Here is a 21,608-nt window from a genome sequence, read left to right on the forward strand (position 1 = left end):
TTAATTAGTTTTGTAAGATAAGCTTCGTAAGTAATTACGGAGCTTATTGATTAAGTTGAATACCATTTAAAAGTATAATATACTCTGACGGAATTATAATTTCGACATATTTTGTCTAGTATTTACTATTATTTCGTGCTATAATTTTAAAACAAATAGCATGTTCAAAAAGTATAAAATTTTTAAATGGATTCTTATCTCCTTTGGGAGTATTATTGTTTCTCTATTCATTTTTGGATGGTGGTTTATGGGGTTAATACCGTCATCAGAAAATATGAAAGACATTACATCAACTCAGATGTCTGATTTACCTTATTTATCAAAAAACAAAATTGATAAGCGTGGAAAGATTCTAGCAATCGTTACTAGTACGAATGTAATGGGGAATACTGAAAAAAGTACCGGTTATGAATTGACCGAATTATCTAGAGCGTATTATGTTTTTCAGGCAAATGGTTTTGATGTTGATATAGCGAGTCCATTAGGAGGAGAACCTCCTGTAGTCATAGATGCTGAAGATATGGGAGAATTTGATTATGCGTTTCTTAATGATAGTGTTGCTCAACTTAAAGTTAAGTATACAATTCCTGTAGATAAGATTGACCCTGATCTATATGAGGCGGTATTTTTTGCAGGAGGTAAAGGAGCTATGTTTGATTTTCCAGACAACGAGTCAATACAAGCTATAGTCAGAAACTTATATGAAAATAACAAAGTAGTCGGAGCCGTATGTCATGGTCCAGCCGCTTTAGTAAATGTTACGCTTAATACCGGGAAGCATTTACTAGAGAATAAAAAAGTTAGTGGATTCACTAATGCAGAAGAATTGTTATTGATATCGGATGCAAAAACAATATTCCCATTTCTTTTACAAGATAAATTAGTTGATCAAGGAGGTGTTTTTAATGAAGGGACGATGTATCTAGAAAACATAAGTAAAGATAAAAATTTGATTACCGGTCAAAATCCTTGGTCTACTTGGGTTCTAGCAGAGTCAATGATTACTGAATTGGGCTATAAGCCTAAATTTAGAAAAGTTACAGGAGAAGAAAATGCCGTAAAAGTTTTAAAAACGTATCATGAACAAGGTTCAGAAAAGGCTAGAGGTCTTATTGATCAAATGTATACTAAGGATAAGCAACCTATGTCTAGAGTATTAATTGCAAAACATGGGATTATTGCAGCTATGCAAGGAAAAATAGGTCGTTTTATTAGTTTAACAAGCCTTACTTCGTATGCAAAAAAGAAATCAAAAGAAAACAGCTAGTTATTATATATCCTATATAGAAACTTATTCTATATAGGATATACTTCATTGGAATATGAAATATCCCTACATTTGAAAAAAAAGTCCATTGAATTTTTCCGATATCTTACTTATTATACTTAGCAGCGCAGGACTCTTGCACGGAATATTGTTCGCTTTTTATTTGATAGGTTTTAAAAAGAAAAAAACGCTTACTAATTTATTACTTGGACTGATTTTAGTATTTATGGCTTTCCGGATTGGTAAATCTGTAATGCTTAATTTTGGTAATAACTTGGAGCCTATTTTTATATTTATAGGATTGGCTTTTTTATTATTAATAGGACCTTTTTTTAGATGGTATATTTTGGGAATGACTGTTCCAGGCTTTAAACTTCCTAAGTATTATTTTATAGAAATTATTCCATTCCTTTTAGTGTTTTTTGCTAGTCTCTTAGTTACTAAAGAATGGTATGAAACAAGTGATTTTGTTATTTTAATATTTGGTAGTGGTTTGGTATTTATTTATCTGCATTTTGCACTTTATATCCTCTTAGGATGGATTGTTATTAAAAAAACAAAGAATCGATATCAATCGGTTAAAATAACTAAATCTCATAAAGCTATATTTGATTGGTTGCACCTTTTGGCATTTGGTTTTATAATTATTTGGATAACATATGTATTAAATATATTGGATGAATCAGTTCCCTATATTATTGGACCTGTAGTATATTCTATAATTATATATTTCTTGAGTTACAAGGCATTTCAACTAAAGGCTACAGATTTAAACGGTAATGCTTTTAATGTAAATGATGATTATTCATTATTTGATGAAATATCAAAACTAATGAACACAAAATTATATTTAGAACCAGATCTTTCATTGATAAAATTGAGTAAGTTGCTCGGAAAAAGTGTACAGCAAACATCATCTGCGATTAATCAATATTCTAATAAAAACTTTAATGATTACATCAACCATTACAGGATTCAGGAAGCTAAAAAAAAGCTGTTAAATGTTGGAGATAAGTACACAATTTCTTCCATAGCTTTTGATACAGGTTTTAGCAGTCTTTCTTCTTTTAATAGTGCATTTAAAAAATTTGAAGGTGTAACACCGTCGTCTTATAGAAAGAAAAATTCTTAATTAATAATACAATATTTCGAATAAACCTAATGATAAAATTATATGGGTTTAAAAATATTTACTACTTATATTTGGCCTAAACTTTATAAGTGAAATTAGTTTACGATTTTCTTTTTATCATAGGAATGCTTTTTTCGTGCATTTATATCTATATTTTTTATAAATCAAAGGATAAAGGACTTCATAAATCAATTTTGATTGTATTTTTTGCATTATTGGTTTTCGTTTTGTTAGAATCGTATGCTTCGATACATAATATCGAGATATTACTAGACATCAGTTTTTTAATTGTGTATGGAGTAAAATTGGCACTTGGACCTTTGTTACTTTTATATATTCAATCCCTATTTTTAGATGATAAAAAGGTGTTAAAAAATGGAATTATTCATTTAACTCCTTTTATTGTTTTTGTTATTCTAATTTCTGCTCCATACAAGATAGCAATGGTTTCGGGAGAATATTTTGTAGACTATATCGATGTTATTCAACAATATCTTTTTATCAAGCGACCGTTATTAGATATTATTTATTTAATATATATCTATATCAGTTTTAGAACTTTTGATAAGTTTAAAAAAGCATTAAAATGTAATTATTCTCATATCGAGCATAATAATTTTATTTGGGTACGATACCTTTTAATAGCTCCATTTATTATCATTTTTATTGACCTGTTTTTTGTTGGATATCAAATGCTATTTGGCTATTTGGGATGGAGGACTCAAAATTTGATTATGTTATTAACCTCTATTTCTGTTTGTTATGGATTGTATTATGGTGTTAAGCAATCTAAAGTATTGGTGCCATATTTTTTATTAGATAGTTCTATAGGTAGCAAGGATAGAAAGAAAATGATCAATGAAAAATTAGAATCTGAGTTTTCTTCTTTCGAAAAATTGCTTGTAGAATTTATGGAAAAAGAAAAACCTTATTTAGATGAAGATTTAACACTTAGTAAGTTAGCATCCGGAATTCATATTACAGACAAGAAATTATCAGCTTTGTTAAATCAGTATTTAGAAATTTCCTTCTATAATTTTGTGAATAGTTATAGGATTAAAGAGTTTAAACAATTAATAGCATTACCATTATATAAAGATTATACAATAGAAGGAATTGCTTATGAATGTGGATTTAAATCTAAAGCGAGCTTTTATAGGTTATTTAAGAAAGAAACAGGCCAATCTCCATCAGAGTTTAAAATAAATCAAAATTAATCTCATTTTCTTGTCTCTTTAGAAGCAGAGAGACCCATCATTACTCATTTTACAGTTGTTTTGTTGTTTTAATAGTCAATTTAAAATTCATCAAAACAAATGAAAAAAACATTAATCAAAAAATGGGTTTTGGGAACAGTACTAGCTATATTAGTAATTAGTATTGGTTCTTGTATCCGAATTAATTCGAAAATCAATCAACACCAAGGAGCAAAAACAGAGCTTGTTAATACCTCAATTTTTAATTCTATTAATTCTCCATTAGCAATTACCAATATTAGTGTGTTATCTAAAGATTGTACTAAAATGTTGGATAGTCTAACAGTATTAATCAAAGAAGGTAAAATAGTTTCAATAGATAAACGAACTAATGTTACTAATGAGTATACAAATATCGATGGGACAGGTCAATATTTAATACCTGGTCTTATTGACACACATGTACACTTAAAGAAAAGTAAGAATGATCTTTTATTATTTCTAGCTAACGGAGTTACTACCGTAGGAGAGATGTTCGGTGACAAGTCACATTTAGAATGGAGGGAAGAGGCAAAAAGTGGAACATTGAGTCCAAACCTTTATGTAGCAACTAGAAAACTTGGTAGTGAAAAAGGTATGATATCAAAGATTAAAAGTTGGTTTGGAGCACCAAAATCCTATACAAGTCAAAGAAAAGCGCGCAAAGCAGTTCGTAAATTTAAAGAACAAGGTTATGATGCAATTAAACTTACTAATTTAAATCCAGAAATATATGAGGCTATTGTAGATGAAGCTGTAAAACAAAATATACCGGCGATAGGTCATTTAGGTCCAGAAGTAGGATTAGATGGCTTGTACAATTCTGGACAGTCTCAACTTGCTCATGTAGAAGAGATTGTTAAAAACACCATGAATGAATTTGGTGTAGTTTATTATAATAAAACAGAAGAATATCTTCAGTTTTTGAAGGAAAGAGCTGATACTATAGCGATTAAAATTAAAGAAAAAAATATCGTAGTATCTTCTACAATATGGTTAGTGGAAAGTTTTCCTAAACAAAAATTAGAATTAGATAGTTTTATCAAAACAATTCCGTTAGAATATGCTAATCCAGGTATTGTTGAAGGATCGAGTATTACTAGAGGGTGGACACCAGGAAATAATTACTACGAGAATTTGAATGCAAAAAACGACCCTGAACTTCAAAAAAGGGTTAAAGGATATTGGGAAACCTATGTAAAAGCTCATCATATCATGACCAAAGCATTAATTAAGCATAATGTAATAGTTGTAGCGGGGACCGATGCTAATGTAGCATGCGCTACTCCTGGTTTTTCATTGCATCAAGAATTACATTCTCTTAATAAAGTTGGTTTAACGAATTCTCGTGTATTACAGTCTACAACGGTACATGCTGGCGAATGGATGCAATATAATATTGGTAAAATTGAAGTTGGTTATAATGCAGATTTAGTGATACTAAAAAAGAATCCTTTAGATGATATCACTAATACTAAAACAATTCGGTCAGTAATTATTAATGGAAAACTTCTAAACCGAACTACACTAGATAATATGTTAGAATCTGTAAAAGAAGCTAATAACAGAAGTAGAAAAATGAGTATAAATCAATATATCAATTAAGTAAAGAAAAAATAATGAATATAAAAATAAAACGAATTATACTAGGTGTATGTACTATAATTTTAATACTTGTGATATATCTTTTGATTCCACAAGTTAGTAATCCCACACCAAATTATGAAACTGCACTCACTTATGGCATTCCTGTTTCAGAAAAAATAAATAACATATTAACTCCTACCATAAAACCTAAACGTACTAGGGCTATAATGGTTATGCAGAATGAAAAAGTTATTTATGAGTATGGGCCTACTGACAAAATAATGAATGGACATTCGACTAGAAAGGCTATGCTGAGTTTGTTATATGGAATAGCAGTTGATCAAGAACTAATAAATCTTGATAAAACACTTGCTCAACTTGAAGTAGATGAATTTATTCCTTTAACTACCCAAGAAAAAAGTGCAACGATAAGGGATTTATTAATGGGTAAATCAGGTGTTTATTTACCTGCTTCTGGTGAGCATGATAATCAAATAACTCAACGACCAAAAAGAGAAAGTCATAAACCAGGAACTTATTTTTTTAATAACAATTTTGATGCAAATGTTTTAGGCACCATTTTTATGAAAGAAACAGGTATTAGTATTGGAAAATTTATGGAAGATAATTTAGCCAAGCCACTTGGTCTTCAGGATTTTGATTCGAATAATGTAATTATTGGAAGCCCTTGGTTTATACCAAAGAAAAAAACAATGCATAAACAATATTATATCTATATCAGTACTCGTGATTTTGCAAGAATCGGTGCTATGGTAGCGAATAATGGAAAATGGAATGGTAAACAAATTATATCAGAAGATTGGATTACAAAAAGTACATCCTCTTATAGTGATCTTACTACTAACCATATTAATTATGGAAGATATGATGGGTTTGGTTATCAGTGGTGGACAGCTTCAGATACAAATACAATTTGGACAGATGGTTATGGAGAACGATTTATGATCATTAATAGAAATAAAAATTTGACTTTAGTAGAACAAAACTTCACCGGAAATTCCTTGTTAAGTTCAGGGTTTTGGTTGATCAATAAAAATATGGATTCAGGTTTACTAAACTTGATGAAAGCTCATGAAACTATAACCTCTACTAATTACAACAACAGCTATAATTCCAATTAATGAAGAATACAAGATATATTATTTTGATAATGATTTTTATATGCGTGTTCACAATAGATGCACAAACATATAAAGTAAAAGAACAAGAACAGATTAAAGCATTTGTTAACGTAAACGTATTAACAATGCAAGATTCTATTACCAAAATGTCACAAACAGTTATTGTAGAAAATGATAAAATTATTGCATTAGGTAATAGTAACGATATTAACATACCAGATAATGCAAAAATAATTGATGGTGAACATAAAAAATATCTCATCCCAGGTTTAACTGACACCCATGTTCATTTACATCGCAAAAAATCAGAAGAATGGATGCGTTCATATGTTGTAAATGGTGTTACTACAGTTTTAAATTTGGGAGGCTCAAAGAGGGTTTTAAAACTAAGAGCGCAAATTAAGGATAAGCAAATTACAGGACCAGATATTTATACTGCAGGTAGAGGTGGAGTTGTAAAAGAGTTGAATAGACCACAATATAAAGAAGTAACATTAGATAGAATAGAAGAACGAATTATCGAAGACAAGGCAAAAGGATATGATTTTATAAAGATATACGGGAAAATGACCATACCACAATTTGAACATATGATGAAAATTGCTAAAAGAGAAGGTATTCATGCAATGGGACATATTCCAAGAAACTTAACCGCTGATGATGCATTACGAATTGGTCAAAAATCTATGGCTCATACCGAGGAATTTATTTATACTCAGTTTACAGAATTTGATGAGCAAGAAGTAAAAGATTTTGCTACAAAAGCTGCAGAAGAGAACATATGGTTAATTGCAAATATTATTGCTTATGAAAAAATAGAACTTACTTGGGGGAAACCACAAGTAATGGATTCGATTTTACGATTGCCCGAAACTAAAAGTTTACATCCTAAAATTCAAAGGATTTATAAAGCTGATTGGTATGGGTCCAGAGATGTAAAGAGTAGGCCTTATATAGAGAAAGTTTATAAATTTTACTTTCCAATTGTAAAACATTTTCATAATGCTGGAGTTAATATTCTTGTAGGCACAGATACTGTATTTCCAGCTGCTGCACCAGGAGAATCTGCAATTGATGAGATGAAAAATTTGGTTAAAGCTGGATTAACAAATTACGAAGCTTTAAAAGCCGGAACGGCTAATGCTGGGGTATATATCAATAATTTTATCGATAACAATTATTATGTAGGCAAAATAAAAGACGGTTATACTGCTCATATGATATTACTTCCATCAAATCCTCTTGATGATCTCGATATCTTGAAAGAACCAGAAGGAGTGATGCTAAGAGGCCATTGGTTTAATTCAATTGATTTAAAAGAAATGGTACGTTGGGATAATTAATATTTCGGATACTAACAATATAATTTTATCAATAATCCTTAGTTTGTCTAATATCATTATAAGACAAACTAAGGATATCTTACTTATAGTTCACAACCTATTTTAGATATTATTTGTTTTTTTTCATTCCGAAAAGAAATCTAGGAATCCTAAAAGGATATACAAGAAACTTATATACAGATATAATGATGATAAAGGATGTGATTGCTAGAATTAATAGTTTGATAGATATACTCCATGATTCCTGTAATATATAATATCCAATAACGATAATAACTGTTTGATGTAGTATGTAAAAAGGGTAGATGCCCTGATTGAGAATCTTTACTAAAATACTTGGTTTGTGTAGCCAAATTTGACCATATCCTAACATAGTAATTATTATCGTCCAACCTACAAGTACAGTTAAACCATACCAAATATCCCAACGTGTAGAAATATCCCAATAAGTTGCAGCTATATTATTGGGAAGAAAATAATATATATAAAATAATAATGTAGTAATAAGTGCTATAAATGCGTTGTATTTGCGGTATTTTTTTAATGAATCCCATAATGTAGGTTTACTTGCTATGATAATACCGGCTAGGAAAAAATATCCGTAAAATAGTGTAGAGGAGAGGTTTGTTATGGATTTGTCATCTTCAGGAAAATAATGTTTAGTTACTATTTTAATAATGATTAATGGTAACACTAAAAGAAATATTCCTAAAGGTTTAGCACAAAAGATATCTAACAGCGTTTTGAATGATTTAGCATAAGAAGATTTCATCCAAATAATAATTGGAATGCAGCCAATAGATAAGTAAAATAGATTTTCTATGAACCAGAGATGATTGACCTCTAAATGTTCTAAAATATTTTTATAGAAATCTATAAATGAAGAATAAGATCCAATATTTTCTATATAAGTTTGTGGAGGGACAATTACTAATACTCCAAAAATTAATGGTACTATAAGTCGGGTTGTACGCTCCTTAGTAAATTGAATCCAGTTACGTTTAGAAAATGCAAAGATCGTTCCTGTTCCCGAAATAATGAATAATAATGGTAGTCTAAATTGTTCGAAAAACACCATAATATCATCTAACAGTTTACTAGATTCGGTATTCATAATGTGAAAGTCATCACCGTTAAATGGCATTCCTATATGATGTAAAAAAACTAAAAAGATGGAGATTACACGCCACCAATCTAAGTCATATCGTCTTTTGGTTGTATTCATAACTATTGTTTAAATCAATAAGGACAAAACTATAGTTATCTAATACTCCAAAACACGACATTATACAAATGACGTGACAATGACGGGTATGTTTAGTGAAAAATTTGGTAGAAGAATTGAATAGGTGTTTTTATAATAATTTTTACCTCCTCTTTTTTCGCTTTTTCTTAGGTTGTAGATTGGTATTTTTTCTCTTTTTTTCAGTTACAGTTGATTTTTCTCTTTGTATCTTTTTTAAATGTTCTATGATCTTTGATTTAACTTTTGCGGTTAAAATATCTTTCCTTTTAGAATAACTATACGCACAACCAACTATTAAAGACAATCCAAGTACTATAGAAATAGAACCATTTTCTATTAAAGGAAATTGTGTATATAAATTGATAGCTACACGAGGAGCGAATGTAAAAAATACATATAATCCATAACTAAGCGATACTATTCCAAGAATGCCAAAACTATAAATACTTGATTTTATATTCTTTAGTGTATTACTTTCCAGTTGTTTTATATTAGTGTCACTCAAAAAAGGGTTATTAAGTTCTTTTTCTTTCTTAATGAAAAGTAAGAAATCGACATTAACAGAATCAAAAAATACTCCGTGGCTTCTTTTTTTTAAATCTTCTTCGGTTATAATGTACTTCATACTGTATTGCCTATAATAATATTTGTAGTATTGATATAAATCAATAGATCTAAACGATAGAGCAAAATACTAAGAAATGTTTAAGTAATCAGATCCTTTTTAAGATGAGCTTAGATCAAGTAAGTGATTACTTACTGTGCAGAGACACCCGTTACACTTTGACGATTAACTATAAACTGGTCAATTCTATCTTCTGCGTCCAGAATAAGTTACTGCTTCACCTTTACCAAAAGCGTAGCTTAATCCAAATGTAAAAAAGCGTCCACGTTGTCCAAAATTATAGGTTTCGAAAGTAGGTTGATTTACAAAATTTTCCTGAATTCTAGAAGCAAAAACATCTCGAACACCAAGATTAGCAACTATTTTCCCTTTTAATATTTTTTTACGCATTCCAAGATCTAGAAAGGCAAATCCACTTTGTTTTCCTTGTACAGTTTCGAAATCTGAACGATAATTTCCATTGATTTCTAAATCGATATCAGCAGGTAACCCTAGTTTTGTACCTAATCTGGTGGACCATTGATTTCCGTTAAAATCAAATACCTGATCTTCAAAAGTTCCTTTACGATCAAAATAGTTGAAATTAAAATCTCCTGTAAAAGTTAACCATTTCGTAGGGCTATATTTCCCATTTGTTTCAAAACCTATGGATGAATTCGTTCCTATATTTTCTGGAGTACTAAAATTTACATTATCAATAAACGTTGATACTCTTTCTACAACGTCTGTTGTATAACGATGATAAAGGCTAGAACTCAAACTAGCTTTTCCTATTTTATATATGCTAGTTAGTTCATAAGAATTAGTGAATTCTGGTTGTAGTTCTGGGTTCCCTGTTCTAATATTAAAATTATTTCGGATATTAAAGAAAGGATTTAAATCTCTTAATCGAGGTCTAAAAATTCTTTTTGAGTAACCAGCCTGAAGTGAAATTTTATCGCTTATCTTATAAGATGTATGAAAACTTGGAAAAAAATTAGTAAAATTTCGTGAGCTGCCCTCATTCGTATTTGCTAATAATGTTTCTAAATCAGTATTCTCTATTCGCAAACCTCCTTTAACCCCCCAAATATCATTTTCATATGATAAAGTGGCATAAACACCTAATACCTTTTGTATCCATTCAAAATCATTGGTAAGACTTTCATTAATAACATATTCTCCATCAATTAAATCTTCAACTTCAAAATCATTACCTACATCATTTATAACATACTGAGCTCCTGTTTCGATACTGTATTCCTTAGTTAATGGATTTGTGTAATCCGCCTTAAACGTAAAGTCTGCTTGTTGATAATCGGTAGCAGTACGTTGGTTACTGTCAACATTTTCTCCTTCTATTGTGGTATCCGCAAATAAAGAAGATTGGTCTTTTCCAAAGAAACTTCCCAAAGCGCTTAATTGAAAAGTATGATCTTTATTGTTTTTAAACTGTTTTTTCCAATTAAACTCATACTGCCATTTGGGATTAGTTGCATCAGTAGTCTCGTTACGTACCCATTGTGATACTAATGTATTATCACCATCAAAAAAGCGGAAATTGGTTTCAGAAGGCTGATCTTCTATTTCATAAGCAAAATTTCCGGAAAGTGTTAATACATTATATTCATTAAGATGATAGTCTGTTCCTAAAGTTATATTGAAGAAAGTCTCATTTCTAAAATTTTCACCTTCACTAAAAATAACTTCATTATTTTCTAAATTACGGTTGATTGCTTCATTATCTCTTGGTAATGATCGATAGCCTGCACCGATCTGGGTAAATAGATTGAACTTTTCTGTTCTACGATTAAGACTAACTCCTACATTATGATTGTCGGGAATTCCTGTATTAAGTGAAATGGAGCCATTCCATCCCTTTTTTTCTTCTTTTTTCAGTATGATATTTAATATTCCTGAAGTACCAGAGGCTTCATACTTAGCAGAAGGATTTGTTATTACTTCAATACTTTGAATCATATCAGCAGTAATGGTTCCTAAGGCATTGCTAGATTCATCTGCTAGGACTGATGGTTTTCCATTTATTAAGATCTGAACACCTCCAGTTCCTCGAAGGCTTATCTCTCCCTCGATGTTAACATTCACAGAGGGTACATTATTTAATACTTCTAATGCACTTGCACCTGCTGTACTTAAATCTTTTCCAACATTAAATACACGTTTATCAAGTTTAAATTCTGTTTTAGATACTTCGCCTCGAACAATAACTTCGTCTAATGTTTCGCTATCTTGATATAGTTTAACTTTGCCAAGACTAACTCTATTTTCTATTGTTTCAAAGGTTCGCAGTTGAAGCGTTTTGAATCCTATAAAGCTGATTTCGATATAGAAATTATCTGCTGTAGTGTTTATCTCGAAAGTTCCATTGTCATTAGTAATTGCACCAGAAATAGTGGCTTTAGAATTTGTGTCATTTAGAACAATCGTAGCATAGGGTATAGGCTGGCCTGTTTCTGCTTCCACTAATGTGCCAGAAATTAGTATTTCCTTATTTTGGGCCCAGATTGTAGCCGTAAAAAAAAGTAAGATTATAAAAACCCGATTGTTCATTGTATGCTTTATTATATTTTGATTTTTCAAAGGAAAGAAGATGAGTTGTTTTTTAAAAATTTACTTGGGTAAACAACTATTATAATCCTATAAACGACATGATTGTTATTAACAGCAATAGATTTGTCGTTTGCGGTATTGATTTAGTGGATTAGGTGCAATATTATATAGTTAGAAAATCAATAAACTATATTTGTTGTACAGTTTTTAGATATTGTGAAAAACATATTATTACATAAAGAGGTTTGGTTCCAAGTGATATTACACATTGTAGTATTTATTTTCTATTCTTTTGACCGCCGTAATCCAGAAATACAATTCTATCAATTTGTGTTTTTTTTGAATTTTGTAACTGCTGGTCTTATCATCAATTATGTACTTCTTCCAAGATTTTTATATCCTGGAGCATATTTAAAGTTTATTTTGTTTTTTAGTTTAGTTGTGACGGGAGTAATTTTTGTTGAAGAATCTATATTAGAAAAGATATATTTTCCGGATACTCGTGGAGCTAAGTTTTTAGGCGTAATATATAATCTAATGAGTACATTGCCTACGTTGTCTGTATTGGCAGGGTTTAAATTTGGATGGGATGCACTTATCAAGCAGCGAGAAGTTAAAGAATTGAAGGATTCTGTAAAAGAGAGTGAACTTCAATTTTTGAAATCACAGATTAATCCTCACTTCCTTTTTAATAATATGAATAATTTATACTCATATGCAATTGAAAAATCTCCTCGTACACCAGAATTGATCTTGGAATTATCAGGCGTACTACGATATATGCTTTATGAATGTAAAGCAAAATATGTTTCTCTTTCTAAAGAAGTAGAACAATTAGAAAACTTTATCAATTTAGGACGATTACAAATAGAAGGGCGAGGCACAGTTACGCTATCTAAAGATATTGAACGAGCAAATTTTTGGATAGCTCCATTGATATTGATCGTTTTTGTTGAGAATGCTCTAAAACACGGTAGTTCTAGTCAGACCGATGGGATCATAATAAATATGGATATTAGGGTAACACATGATGGAATACTTTATTTTAATTGTTCTAATACATATAAAAACCAGACTAATACTAATAATTTAGATAGTGGAATTGGTTTAGAAAATGTAAAAAAACGATTAGATATATTATACCCAAAGGCACATGAATTACATATTAATAGCGATAAAGATATGTATGAAGTTCAATTAATGATCGATCTAAAAAAGTCTAAGGAACCATGAATTGTATCATTGTAGAAGATCAATTACCGGCGCAACGTATTCTAAAAAAGTATATAGAAGATATGGGGTCCCTAAAACTCATAGGAACTTTCACAGATGCTATTGAAGCTATGCAACTAATGAAGTCTACTAAGGTAGATGTTATTTTTTTAGACATACATTTACCTAAGATTTCGGGAATTGACTTTTTAAAAACACTCTCTAATCCGCCTCAAGTTATTCTTACGACGGCATTTCCGGATTATGCCTTAGAGAGTTATGAGTTTGATGTGGTGGATTATTTATTAAAACCCTTTTCTTTTCAGCGATTTATCAAGGCTGTTTCTAAAGTAGAAAACAAAAAACAACAGTTATCTTTAGACGCTAATACTACAGAAATTAAAGAAGTGTACGCAAAAATTGGTTTCGATCATGTACGGATTCTTATTGACGACATTACATATATTATATCCGACACAGATTATACAGAAATTCATTTACAGGATAAAAAACTCGTGTCCTCCGAGACTTTACGTTATTGGGAAGAGCTTTTACCTTCTAAAAACTTTATGAGAGTACACAAATCTTACATTATTAATACTTCAAAAATCGAAAAGTTTTCTGGTAATCAGATATATTTAAGTAATCAAAAGACAATTCCTTTAGGTAGGGCCTATAAAAGTAATTTTACAAAAAAAATCCTGTAGAAATACATCTACAGGACCAAATCAACTCTAAAAAAAACATCAATCTGCTTTGGGGTAATCAATTAAAATTAACTGCTTATTGCAGGTTTATGCTATTTACTGCATCAGAAATTTCATAACCTAATCGCAAACCTTCAATTGCATCTTGTTCTATATGAACACCTAGTGGAACACGTGAATAAGCATTTTCAGTAGCCATTTCAGTGAATGAAGTAAAACTTCTTGGCGTTCCGTTAAATTCTATATCGGTAAAGTCATTATATGTCCTATCTGTAAAATTAACACTATCCGATCCAAAGAATGCTATAAATACTCCTGCGCCAGCACCAGCAAAAGTAGCATGACCAGATGGGTAACTTGGGAAAGCTGGATTCGTTTCTTCGATAAACTTAGACAAGTTAGAAGTAAAATCTTCATCAATATACTCCCAAATATAATTACTTGGACGCTCGATGTTATAGGTATATTTGTCATCCCAGGCAGAAACCGCTGCATCATTTATTGCAAAACCAAGTCTTAATAAAAGTTCTAATGCTCTATCATAAGCCAAATCATTTTGCTCTATTAATTGATTTGCAATAGAAAATTGTCTTCCCGGAGGACTTATCATAAGTCCTTCAACATCATCTGCCCAAAATTCTGCGATCCATAAATCTTCATTATTAGCAGTGGCAGCAGTAGTGGTAGTTTCATATACCTCATTCATTTGTTGGTAATAATCACTTGATGGATTCGTACTATGTTGTAATACAGAAGAAAATGCTACACTACTTGATTCTTCTGGTGTTATCGCAAACGTTCTAACTTCTCTCCAATATGGAAACCATGCATCTTCATTTTCATTAGCAGCCCATAAACCTACGCCAACTGGAGCTATATAATCTTGAGGGGTTGGATTTTGTATTTGTTCTTCACCATCTTGATCAGTTTCGCTATAAGCGATAACTCTCTGTGCAACGTGTCTTCCCCAAGTTTCTGAATTTTCTATTTCAGTATCAGAAAGTCCTTCGGTTAATTCTGCTTCTTTTTCTTCTTGAAAATCAGAAATTCTTTGTCTTACACCAGTTTCTAAATTAATCATAAAATGATCTATGGCTAATGCATAAGCAGTATTTAAAGCAAGTTTTAGATCTACATCATCTTCAAGAGTATTTGTGTTAATATTGAAATTATTAAATCTGTCTGTATTGGATGAGTAGTTGTCCATAAAAGGAACTGCTGTTTCGTAACCGGTTAAATGAATATATGCCAAAGATCGGGTTACTGTATTTGGTCTCATACTTTCTGTATATTGATCTATTGATACCCACAGATTACTCCATTCTGCTATAAGTTCTGTTGTTTCATCCGTTAATTCAACATCGATGTCAGGAGAATCTATATCATTTATAAAATCATCATCTTTACTACATGATTGAAAAATGAATATCCCTGCTATTAAAAGTGTTGAAAATTTTAAATTCTTTATTTTCATAATTTTTGGTATTAATAAATTTCACAATAAAAGCACTATCAATAACTATAATGTGCTTGTTTATGTGTAATACGTATGAGTCATATTCTTACCCAACCCTTTTTTTGAAAAAAATATTATTTTATTTTCTTTGTAAGTTTTTTTTTGAATTTAAACAGCTGTTTGTTAGTTGACTGTTTGCTGTTTAGGGATTAAAAAAATAAATTAATTTGAAGGTTAGGAGAGAAGTTACTTGCCTTTCTGAATGTGTTTTCTGTCGTGTTTTGAAAAACATTTACTGTATTATCCTGATCATATACATTGAGGATAGATAAACCAATAACAGTTCTAAAGTTTCTAGATGGATTATAGAATGTATATGAAGAAGAAAAATCTAATTGATGTAATGCATCAAATCGATCAGAAGAAATAGGGTTTTGATTATTTCCAGAATCTGATTCTTCAGAAAAAATGACTGGCATTCCAGAAAAATATCCCCAAGAAATTGCAAATTTCCATTTTTTGAGGTTTAGTATACCAGTTAGATTTATAATATGTCTTTGATCAAAGAAAGCATCTGTTTTCATATTATTAAAATCGGTCTCAGTTTTACTCAATGCATAACTTATCCAGCTTTCTAGTCTACGCCATTTTTTTTTTATAAATATATTTGCTCCAATACTGGAAATATTTCCCAGATTATCATTAGACTTATTAGTGATACCCTTAGTTTTTTTATAATATAGCTCTAAATCTATTAACCATTTAGACTTATCAAGAACACCACCTAACATTGTTTGTATTCCTTTTTGCGTCATTATATCATCATTAGGCAAAAACCATAATTGATTGGTTATATTAAAATCATCAAAATCATTATTTAATTTTTTTTGAATGAATTGATTTGATGTCCCTAAAGAAGATTTTAGATATAAATTTTTATTTATAGAGTAACTCGCCAATAACCTTGGATTTATGTATAACTTATTTAAAGGAGCATAGTAATTATTATGAAATCCAAAGTTAACATTCAATTTTTCATTCCAATTTTTTTGGAGAGACACATAGGTGGAGTGAACTATGGCATCTTGTCTTCTTTCGGAATCGACACCATTTTCTTCTTCAATTTCGTTACTAATCAATTTATGCTCGGTTAAGGTATATCCTGCTTCTAAAGATGTATTTTGATTGTAATTATAAATAATTTCAGTAATTAATCGAGTATCAGAAATTACATTATCGAATTTTTCTCTATTGGATCTTTCTTCTAATACAAATCCTTCACTAAGGCTAATAAGATTCATATTAGATTTACTAACTCTTAATTCAGTTGTAAACTTTTCAGAAAAATGAGCTTTCCATTTTCCTGTAACACCCCAATTGTCTAGTTCTAAATCTCTAAAATCAACTTGATCATTATTCCCTGTATTTTTTATTTCCGCAGATAAATTATTTTGAATATTTATAAAACTTAAAGAAGTTGTATGCTTATCATTGACCTTATAATTTAGCTTAGCATTCATGTCTAAAAAATCAATTTTAAAGTCAGAAGAAGTATTAACTTCATCTGCAATAGACTCTAATCTACTACCTTGAAAAATTAAGTTAGAAATAGCCTCTAATTTTGGAGATTGAAAACTTGGATAACTTGTCCTAAAAGCAGCAGAAAAAGATAGTTTATCTTCTATAAGCTTAGTTTTAACTGTTGCTCCTGCAAATAACGTATTTATAGCAATTTCATATTTAGTGGTATTTGGAATTTTATTACTTGTTGTCATATCAATAAGTCCTCCGACACGACCACCAAATTTTACGGGCAACATACTTCTTTGAACTTCAACATTAGTGATAGCAGCTGTATTATAAGGAGAAATTGCTCCTAAAAAATGTCCTGAATGATATATAGGGATATCATCTATCTGAACAAGATTTTGATCATACGTATTCCCTCTAAAATTAAGATTTCCAGATTTCCCACTTGGAGAATGTATTCCGGAAATATTATTTATAACATTAAAAATATCACCATCAGTTTCTCCTGCTAATAAACCTAAGGATTCTGTGTTAATTTGTAAGCTATGATCACTAACGTTAGCATCAATACCTTTTGTTAGGTAACCACTTAAAATAATTTCATTAAGTTGATATTGCTTTTTAAATAGATTTACTTTTTTTATTCTTATTAAATCACTGGCTTTTATGCGTATACTCTCATACGAATAATTAAGAATATGGATAGAATCTAAAGGGAATATATTATTTAAGATAAACATATTATCCTTAGCCAGAAGATATTCTATTGGTTCTTCGTTGATCTGATATTCTAAGGTAGATATATGCTCATTATTTTCATTATCAAATACTTCGAATGTAATGTTCTTTCTTATTGGTAATACTACATAGTTAGAAGTGTTTTTGTTTGTGAATTTTACAGGGACCATTTTTTCTATTACTAAGATACAATCTGTAATATTTTTGCAATCAGTATTTTGATCTAAAAAAACCGCATCAAAAAAAGTATGGTTATAGGAAAAGCTTATTCCAAATTTTTGTTCCAACTGTTCTAGTTTATCCGAAAACTTAATGAGATTATTTGTTTGCGCAGTAGAATTAGTAACTAGACAAAACCATAAAGTAAATAAAAAAAGATAATATGAGAACCGCCTCAAATTCATATATTATTTTATTAGCACGATATTATTATCATCTATACTATATTCAATCTCCATTGAACTAAATAAAGTTTCTAAAGCAGTTTTTAAATCTTTGTGAGTTATTGTACCTGTAAATTGTAAGTTCTCATATTTTTCAGGTAATTCTATTTTTGTTTGGTAGTACTTTTCTAGATCAATGACAATTTCCGATAAAACGACTTGATTATATTTGCTATAGCCATCGATCCACTCAGGTTTTTTTGTAGTATGAGAGTTACTAGATAATTTATTTTCTTTTGCGGATATAGATTCTCCTTTTATTAGTATTTTTTGTTCTTGATTATAGGTAACATTTACTTTTCCTTCATAGCATTTAACTTCAAATATTTTGTTAGTGGCATTTACATTAAATTGGGTTCCAAGTACTTTAATACTTCCAACTTTGGTCATCACCGTAAAAGAGCTTCCTTTTACAACATCAAAAAAAGCTTGTCCTGTTAAATATACAGCTCTATCCTCAGTCCATTTTTTTTCATTATAGGATACTGTTGATAATGCATCCAAGGTAATTTGTGAACCACCAGGGAGATCTATTGTCTTTGATTCTGCAACTAATGTATTTATGGTTTTGGTTTGATTAAATAGATAATTCCAAGAAAAATATCCTCCAGTAATCAATATTGCTATACTAGCGGCAATACTAAGCCATTTACTTGTTTTATTCTCTTTCACAGGAGTAGGAGAGATGACAAGTTTTTTACGCTTTTTAAGATCTTCAAGGCCTGCTTCGGTATCAAATTTTTTTACTTTCCAAGTATCAATATCATCTAAAACTACTTTTAATTCATCTAATTCTCCAGACGTATCAAGCTCTTCTTTTTCGTCTTTATTTAAACGATTATCTAACCATCTAGTGATTAAATTGTCTTTAGTAAATTTGTTTTCCACGCTTAAATATTTTTGATTACAATCATTTTATATACGTTTCGATTTCTAAATTACCCAACCTGATTATATATTATGTTTTTGTAATTCTGTTATCTCTTTAAGTTTAACCAACGCTTTAGCAATTCTTTTTTCTACTGCTGTTTGACTAATTTCTAATTTTAGCGCAATTTCTTTAAAAGTAAGTTTTTCGATTCTATTTAATAAAAAAGCTTCTCTTTGCTTTTCTGGTAGAGCAGAAATAGTAGCTTCTATTTTTTGTCTAAATTCTTTAGTTCTTAAATGAAAATAAGGGTCCTCATTGTCCATTATTGGAGAACTATTTTTTTCAAATTTTAAAACGACTTTTTTAGATCTTAAAGAATCGATGTATAAATTTTTTGATACTGTATATAGAAAACCAACTGCCTTTTCAAAAATAATTGTTTTACACTTAGCCCATAGTTTAATAAATGATTCTTGTACAATATCCTCAGCCTGATCTAAATCTCCAAACTTAAAATAGAGATGATTTCTAAGGCTTTCAGCGTGAGTTTTATACAATGTATTATACACCTGTTCCTCGCAAACTGAGAAAGATTTATCCATCGTTTTCAATTAATTATAGGTAAATATATAATAAATTGTTAAAGGAATTTAATTTTATAAAAACAATCAAATACTATACTTTCATATTTCATTTTTAGTCTATAAAAGGATCAGCATATTTTTCATCCCTTATAAATTCTTCATCAGTTAGTGTATTTAAAAAATCTATTAAAGCTTGTTTATCGTCTTCAGATAAATTTAAACGACGAACATTGTTTCCTTGGGTTAATCTATTATCTAAATTCGGATTGTTCTGTACACCACTATTGTAATGTTCAATAACCTGTTCAAGTGTTCCAAACCGACCATCGTGCATGTAAGGTGCTGTTAATGCAATGTTTCTTAGAGATGGAACTTTAAATTCTCCTAGATCGTTATTATTTCCTGTTATCCCACCAACACCAAGATCCGTAATTGTAGCATCCAATCCATTATTTCTCGCATTATCTCCTACAAAAACATTAGTAGCATGGCAATCAAAACATCTTGTTTGATTACTCATGAAAAGAGTTTTTCCTCTATTTTCGGAGTCTGTAAAATTAGGAAAATCATTATTTATATTTTGACTTTGCGCTAATCCATTGTCAAATTTTGATTGGTATGAAACTATAGAACGTATAAATTGAGATAACGCTAATGCTATTCTCTCACTGGTAATGGTTTCATCACCAAAAGCATTTCTAAATAAAACAGTATAGTATTCTTCATTGGCTAATTTTGTTTCTAATTCTGGTAAGGTCATACCCATTTCTACTAGATCCTGAATTGGCATTAATGTCTGTATTTCAAGTGTTGGAGCTCTTTCGTCCCAAAAAAACCTTCCATTATTATAAAATTTTGCGTTAGATAATCCCATGGAATTTCTAGCTGTCAATCCACCGTCAAAACCTACACTAAACTGTCTTGGATCAGAAAATCCATTCTCTTGAATATGACACGATGCACAGGAAATAGTATTATTTAAAGATAGTTTATTGTCATAAAAAAGAACCCTACCTAGGGTTGCACCATGATCAGTAATCTCATTATTATTTGGAGTATTATCCTCAACTTGTAATTCATTATTTAAGAAAAAATCAGGCAATGGAATATCAGCATAATTAAAAGGTGATGTTGGTAAATTTAGTGTTATAAACTCTGTAGAAGTACTTGGAATATCTGTATAGTCGTCCGTACTACATGAAATTGAAATTATTAATACTAAACAAAGGGATGGAATATATTTTTTCATATAAAACTACTTTTATTATCAAACAGGTTAATTAATAAGAACTAAAGCTATTAGTATTAGTACTTTGTTTTTAATACGTATTTGAAATAGACTTACCCAACCCTACATTTCAAAAAAATAGTATATCCTTTTTTTAGGAGTTATGTATTAATGAATTTTTAGATAAATTAAGCAATGTACTTCGTTATGTATAGTTTGTGAAGAACCAAACCTATAGTATTATCTGAAGCGAATTATAGAGATCTACTTACGAATTCTCATTTAATTAGGGCGAAAAATTATTTAGAGAATGTAACTACTAATGATAGCGTAAATTTGAGTACCCTAGAAATTGGTTGACCAGTTTATATTTTATTGAAAAACAATGATATAAGTAATAGATATGTGATCATTCTAATCTTGTTTTCTAGATACAACTAGTAATAGGGCATTATAGGAGATTGGTGAAGAAGTTGCATAATATGATTGAAAAACTAACGTAACTATTATGCTACTCCAATTTTTACCAATTCTTTTACCGTTAACTGTATTACTATTTCAGGTAACCTCTATACAGTTATTTTCTAGCAGACCTTTATTTATTACACATTCTATTCTTAGGAAAATTATACAAAAGCAGAATTATTTTACACTGAAGTCTACACACACTAGATTTAATTTATATAAGACTGTCAACCATAAATTTATTTCA

At 29.9% G+C, this 21,608-nt stretch carries 16 protein-coding genes; 8 read left to right on the forward strand and 8 right to left on the reverse strand.

The features are described 5' to 3' along the window. Window positions 1–160: 160 nt before the first annotated feature. The 6 genes from D1815_RS05010 (at window position 161) to D1815_RS05035 (ending at window position 7,706) form a co-directional block, all read left to right on the forward strand. On the forward strand, window positions 161–1,267 hold the full coding sequence (locus tag D1815_RS05010) for a type 1 glutamine amidotransferase domain-containing protein (protein WP_118386165.1): 1,107 nt from the start codon (window positions 161–163) through the stop codon (window positions 1,265–1,267). Window positions 1,268–1,355: 88 nt separating this feature from the next. Then, window positions 1,356–2,399 (forward strand): helix-turn-helix domain-containing protein, encoded by a 1,044-nt coding sequence (locus D1815_RS05015; RefSeq protein ID WP_118386166.1) that lies wholly within the window; start codon window positions 1,356–1,358, stop codon window positions 2,397–2,399. Between the two features lie 89 nt (window positions 2,400–2,488). Next, entirely contained in the window at window positions 2,489–3,616 is a 1,128-nt protein-coding gene (locus D1815_RS05020) for an AraC family transcriptional regulator (protein ID WP_035084155.1), read from the forward strand. Window positions 3,617–3,715: 99 nt separating this feature from the next. After that, window positions 3,716–5,239: an amidohydrolase family protein gene (locus D1815_RS05025; RefSeq protein WP_118386167.1), complete on the forward strand. Its 1,524-nt coding sequence runs from the start codon at window positions 3,716–3,718 to the stop codon at window positions 5,237–5,239. A gap of 14 nt (window positions 5,240–5,253) precedes the next feature. Then, window positions 5,254–6,363 carry a serine hydrolase gene (locus D1815_RS05030; RefSeq protein WP_118386168.1) on the forward strand — a complete coding sequence of 370 codons (1,110 nt, stop codon included), beginning with the start codon at window positions 5,254–5,256 and terminating at the stop codon, window positions 6,361–6,363. After that, window positions 6,363–7,706, forward strand: a complete 1,344-nt coding sequence (locus D1815_RS05035; protein WP_118386169.1) for an amidohydrolase family protein — start codon at window positions 6,363–6,365, stop codon at window positions 7,704–7,706. Before D1815_RS05030 ends, D1815_RS05035 begins: the two co-directional genes overlap by 1 nt. A gap of 109 nt (window positions 7,707–7,815) precedes the next feature. Here D1815_RS05035 and D1815_RS05040 read toward each other — a convergent pair whose 3' ends face one another. The 3 genes from D1815_RS05040 to D1815_RS05050 all read right to left on the reverse strand — a co-directional run bounded on the left by D1815_RS05040 (window position 7,816) and on the right by D1815_RS05050 (window position 12,127). Continuing rightward, window positions 7,816–8,931 (reverse strand): acyltransferase, encoded by a 1,116-nt coding sequence (locus D1815_RS05040; RefSeq protein WP_118386170.1) that lies wholly within the window; start codon window positions 8,929–8,931, stop codon window positions 7,816–7,818. A 142-nt stretch (window positions 8,932–9,073) separates the two neighbouring features. Further along, a complete protein-coding gene (locus D1815_RS05045; RefSeq protein ID WP_118386171.1) occupies window positions 9,074–9,577 on the reverse strand; it encodes a hypothetical protein in 504 nt (167 codons plus the stop codon). Between the two features lie 186 nt (window positions 9,578–9,763). Then, a complete protein-coding gene (locus D1815_RS05050; RefSeq protein WP_118386172.1) occupies window positions 9,764–12,127 on the reverse strand; it encodes an outer membrane beta-barrel family protein in 2,364 nt (787 codons plus the stop codon). 216 nt (window positions 12,128–12,343) lie between these two features. Here D1815_RS05050 and D1815_RS05055 point away from each other — a divergent pair, with 216 nt between their 5' ends. Together D1815_RS05055 and D1815_RS05060 are read left to right on the forward strand one after the other, a co-directional pair. Further along, window positions 12,344–13,360, forward strand: a complete 1,017-nt coding sequence (locus D1815_RS05055) for a sensor histidine kinase (protein ID WP_233557603.1) — start codon at window positions 12,344–12,346, stop codon at window positions 13,358–13,360. Beyond that, window positions 13,357–14,046: a LytTR family DNA-binding domain-containing protein gene (locus D1815_RS05060; RefSeq protein ID WP_027391516.1), complete on the forward strand. Its 690-nt coding sequence runs from the start codon at window positions 13,357–13,359 to the stop codon at window positions 14,044–14,046. Before D1815_RS05055 ends, D1815_RS05060 begins: the two co-directional genes overlap by 4 nt. Before the next feature lie 76 nt (window positions 14,047–14,122). Here the strand turns inward: D1815_RS05060 and D1815_RS05065 are convergent, their stop codons facing one another. The 5 genes from D1815_RS05065 to D1815_RS05085 all read right to left on the reverse strand — a co-directional run bounded on the left by D1815_RS05065 (window position 14,123) and on the right by D1815_RS05085 (window position 20,917). Continuing rightward, a complete protein-coding gene (locus tag D1815_RS05065) occupies window positions 14,123–15,520 on the reverse strand; it encodes a vanadium-dependent haloperoxidase (protein WP_118386174.1) in 1,398 nt (465 codons plus the stop codon). A gap of 191 nt (window positions 15,521–15,711) precedes the next feature. Continuing rightward, on the reverse strand, window positions 15,712–18,057 hold the full coding sequence (locus tag D1815_RS05070) for a TonB-dependent siderophore receptor (RefSeq protein WP_162897344.1): 2,346 nt from the start codon (window positions 18,055–18,057) through the stop codon (window positions 15,712–15,714). Between the two features lie 120 nt (window positions 18,058–18,177). Continuing rightward, on the reverse strand, window positions 18,178–19,101 hold the full coding sequence (locus D1815_RS05075) for a FecR family protein (RefSeq protein ID WP_118386176.1): 924 nt from the start codon (window positions 19,099–19,101) through the stop codon (window positions 18,178–18,180). A gap of 63 nt (window positions 19,102–19,164) precedes the next feature. After that, a complete protein-coding gene (locus D1815_RS05080; protein WP_233557667.1) occupies window positions 19,165–19,686 on the reverse strand; it encodes an RNA polymerase sigma factor in 522 nt (173 codons plus the stop codon). A 94-nt stretch (window positions 19,687–19,780) separates the two neighbouring features. Continuing rightward, window positions 19,781–20,917, reverse strand: coding sequence for a cytochrome-c peroxidase (locus D1815_RS05085; RefSeq protein ID WP_118386178.1), 1,137 nt, complete (start codon window positions 20,915–20,917; stop codon window positions 19,781–19,783). Window positions 20,918–21,608: the final 691 nt, after the last annotated feature.

The organism is Aquimarina sp. AD1, assembly GCF_003443695.1.
GTDB classification, from domain to species: domain Bacteria; phylum Bacteroidota; class Bacteroidia; order Flavobacteriales; family Flavobacteriaceae; genus Aquimarina; species Aquimarina latercula.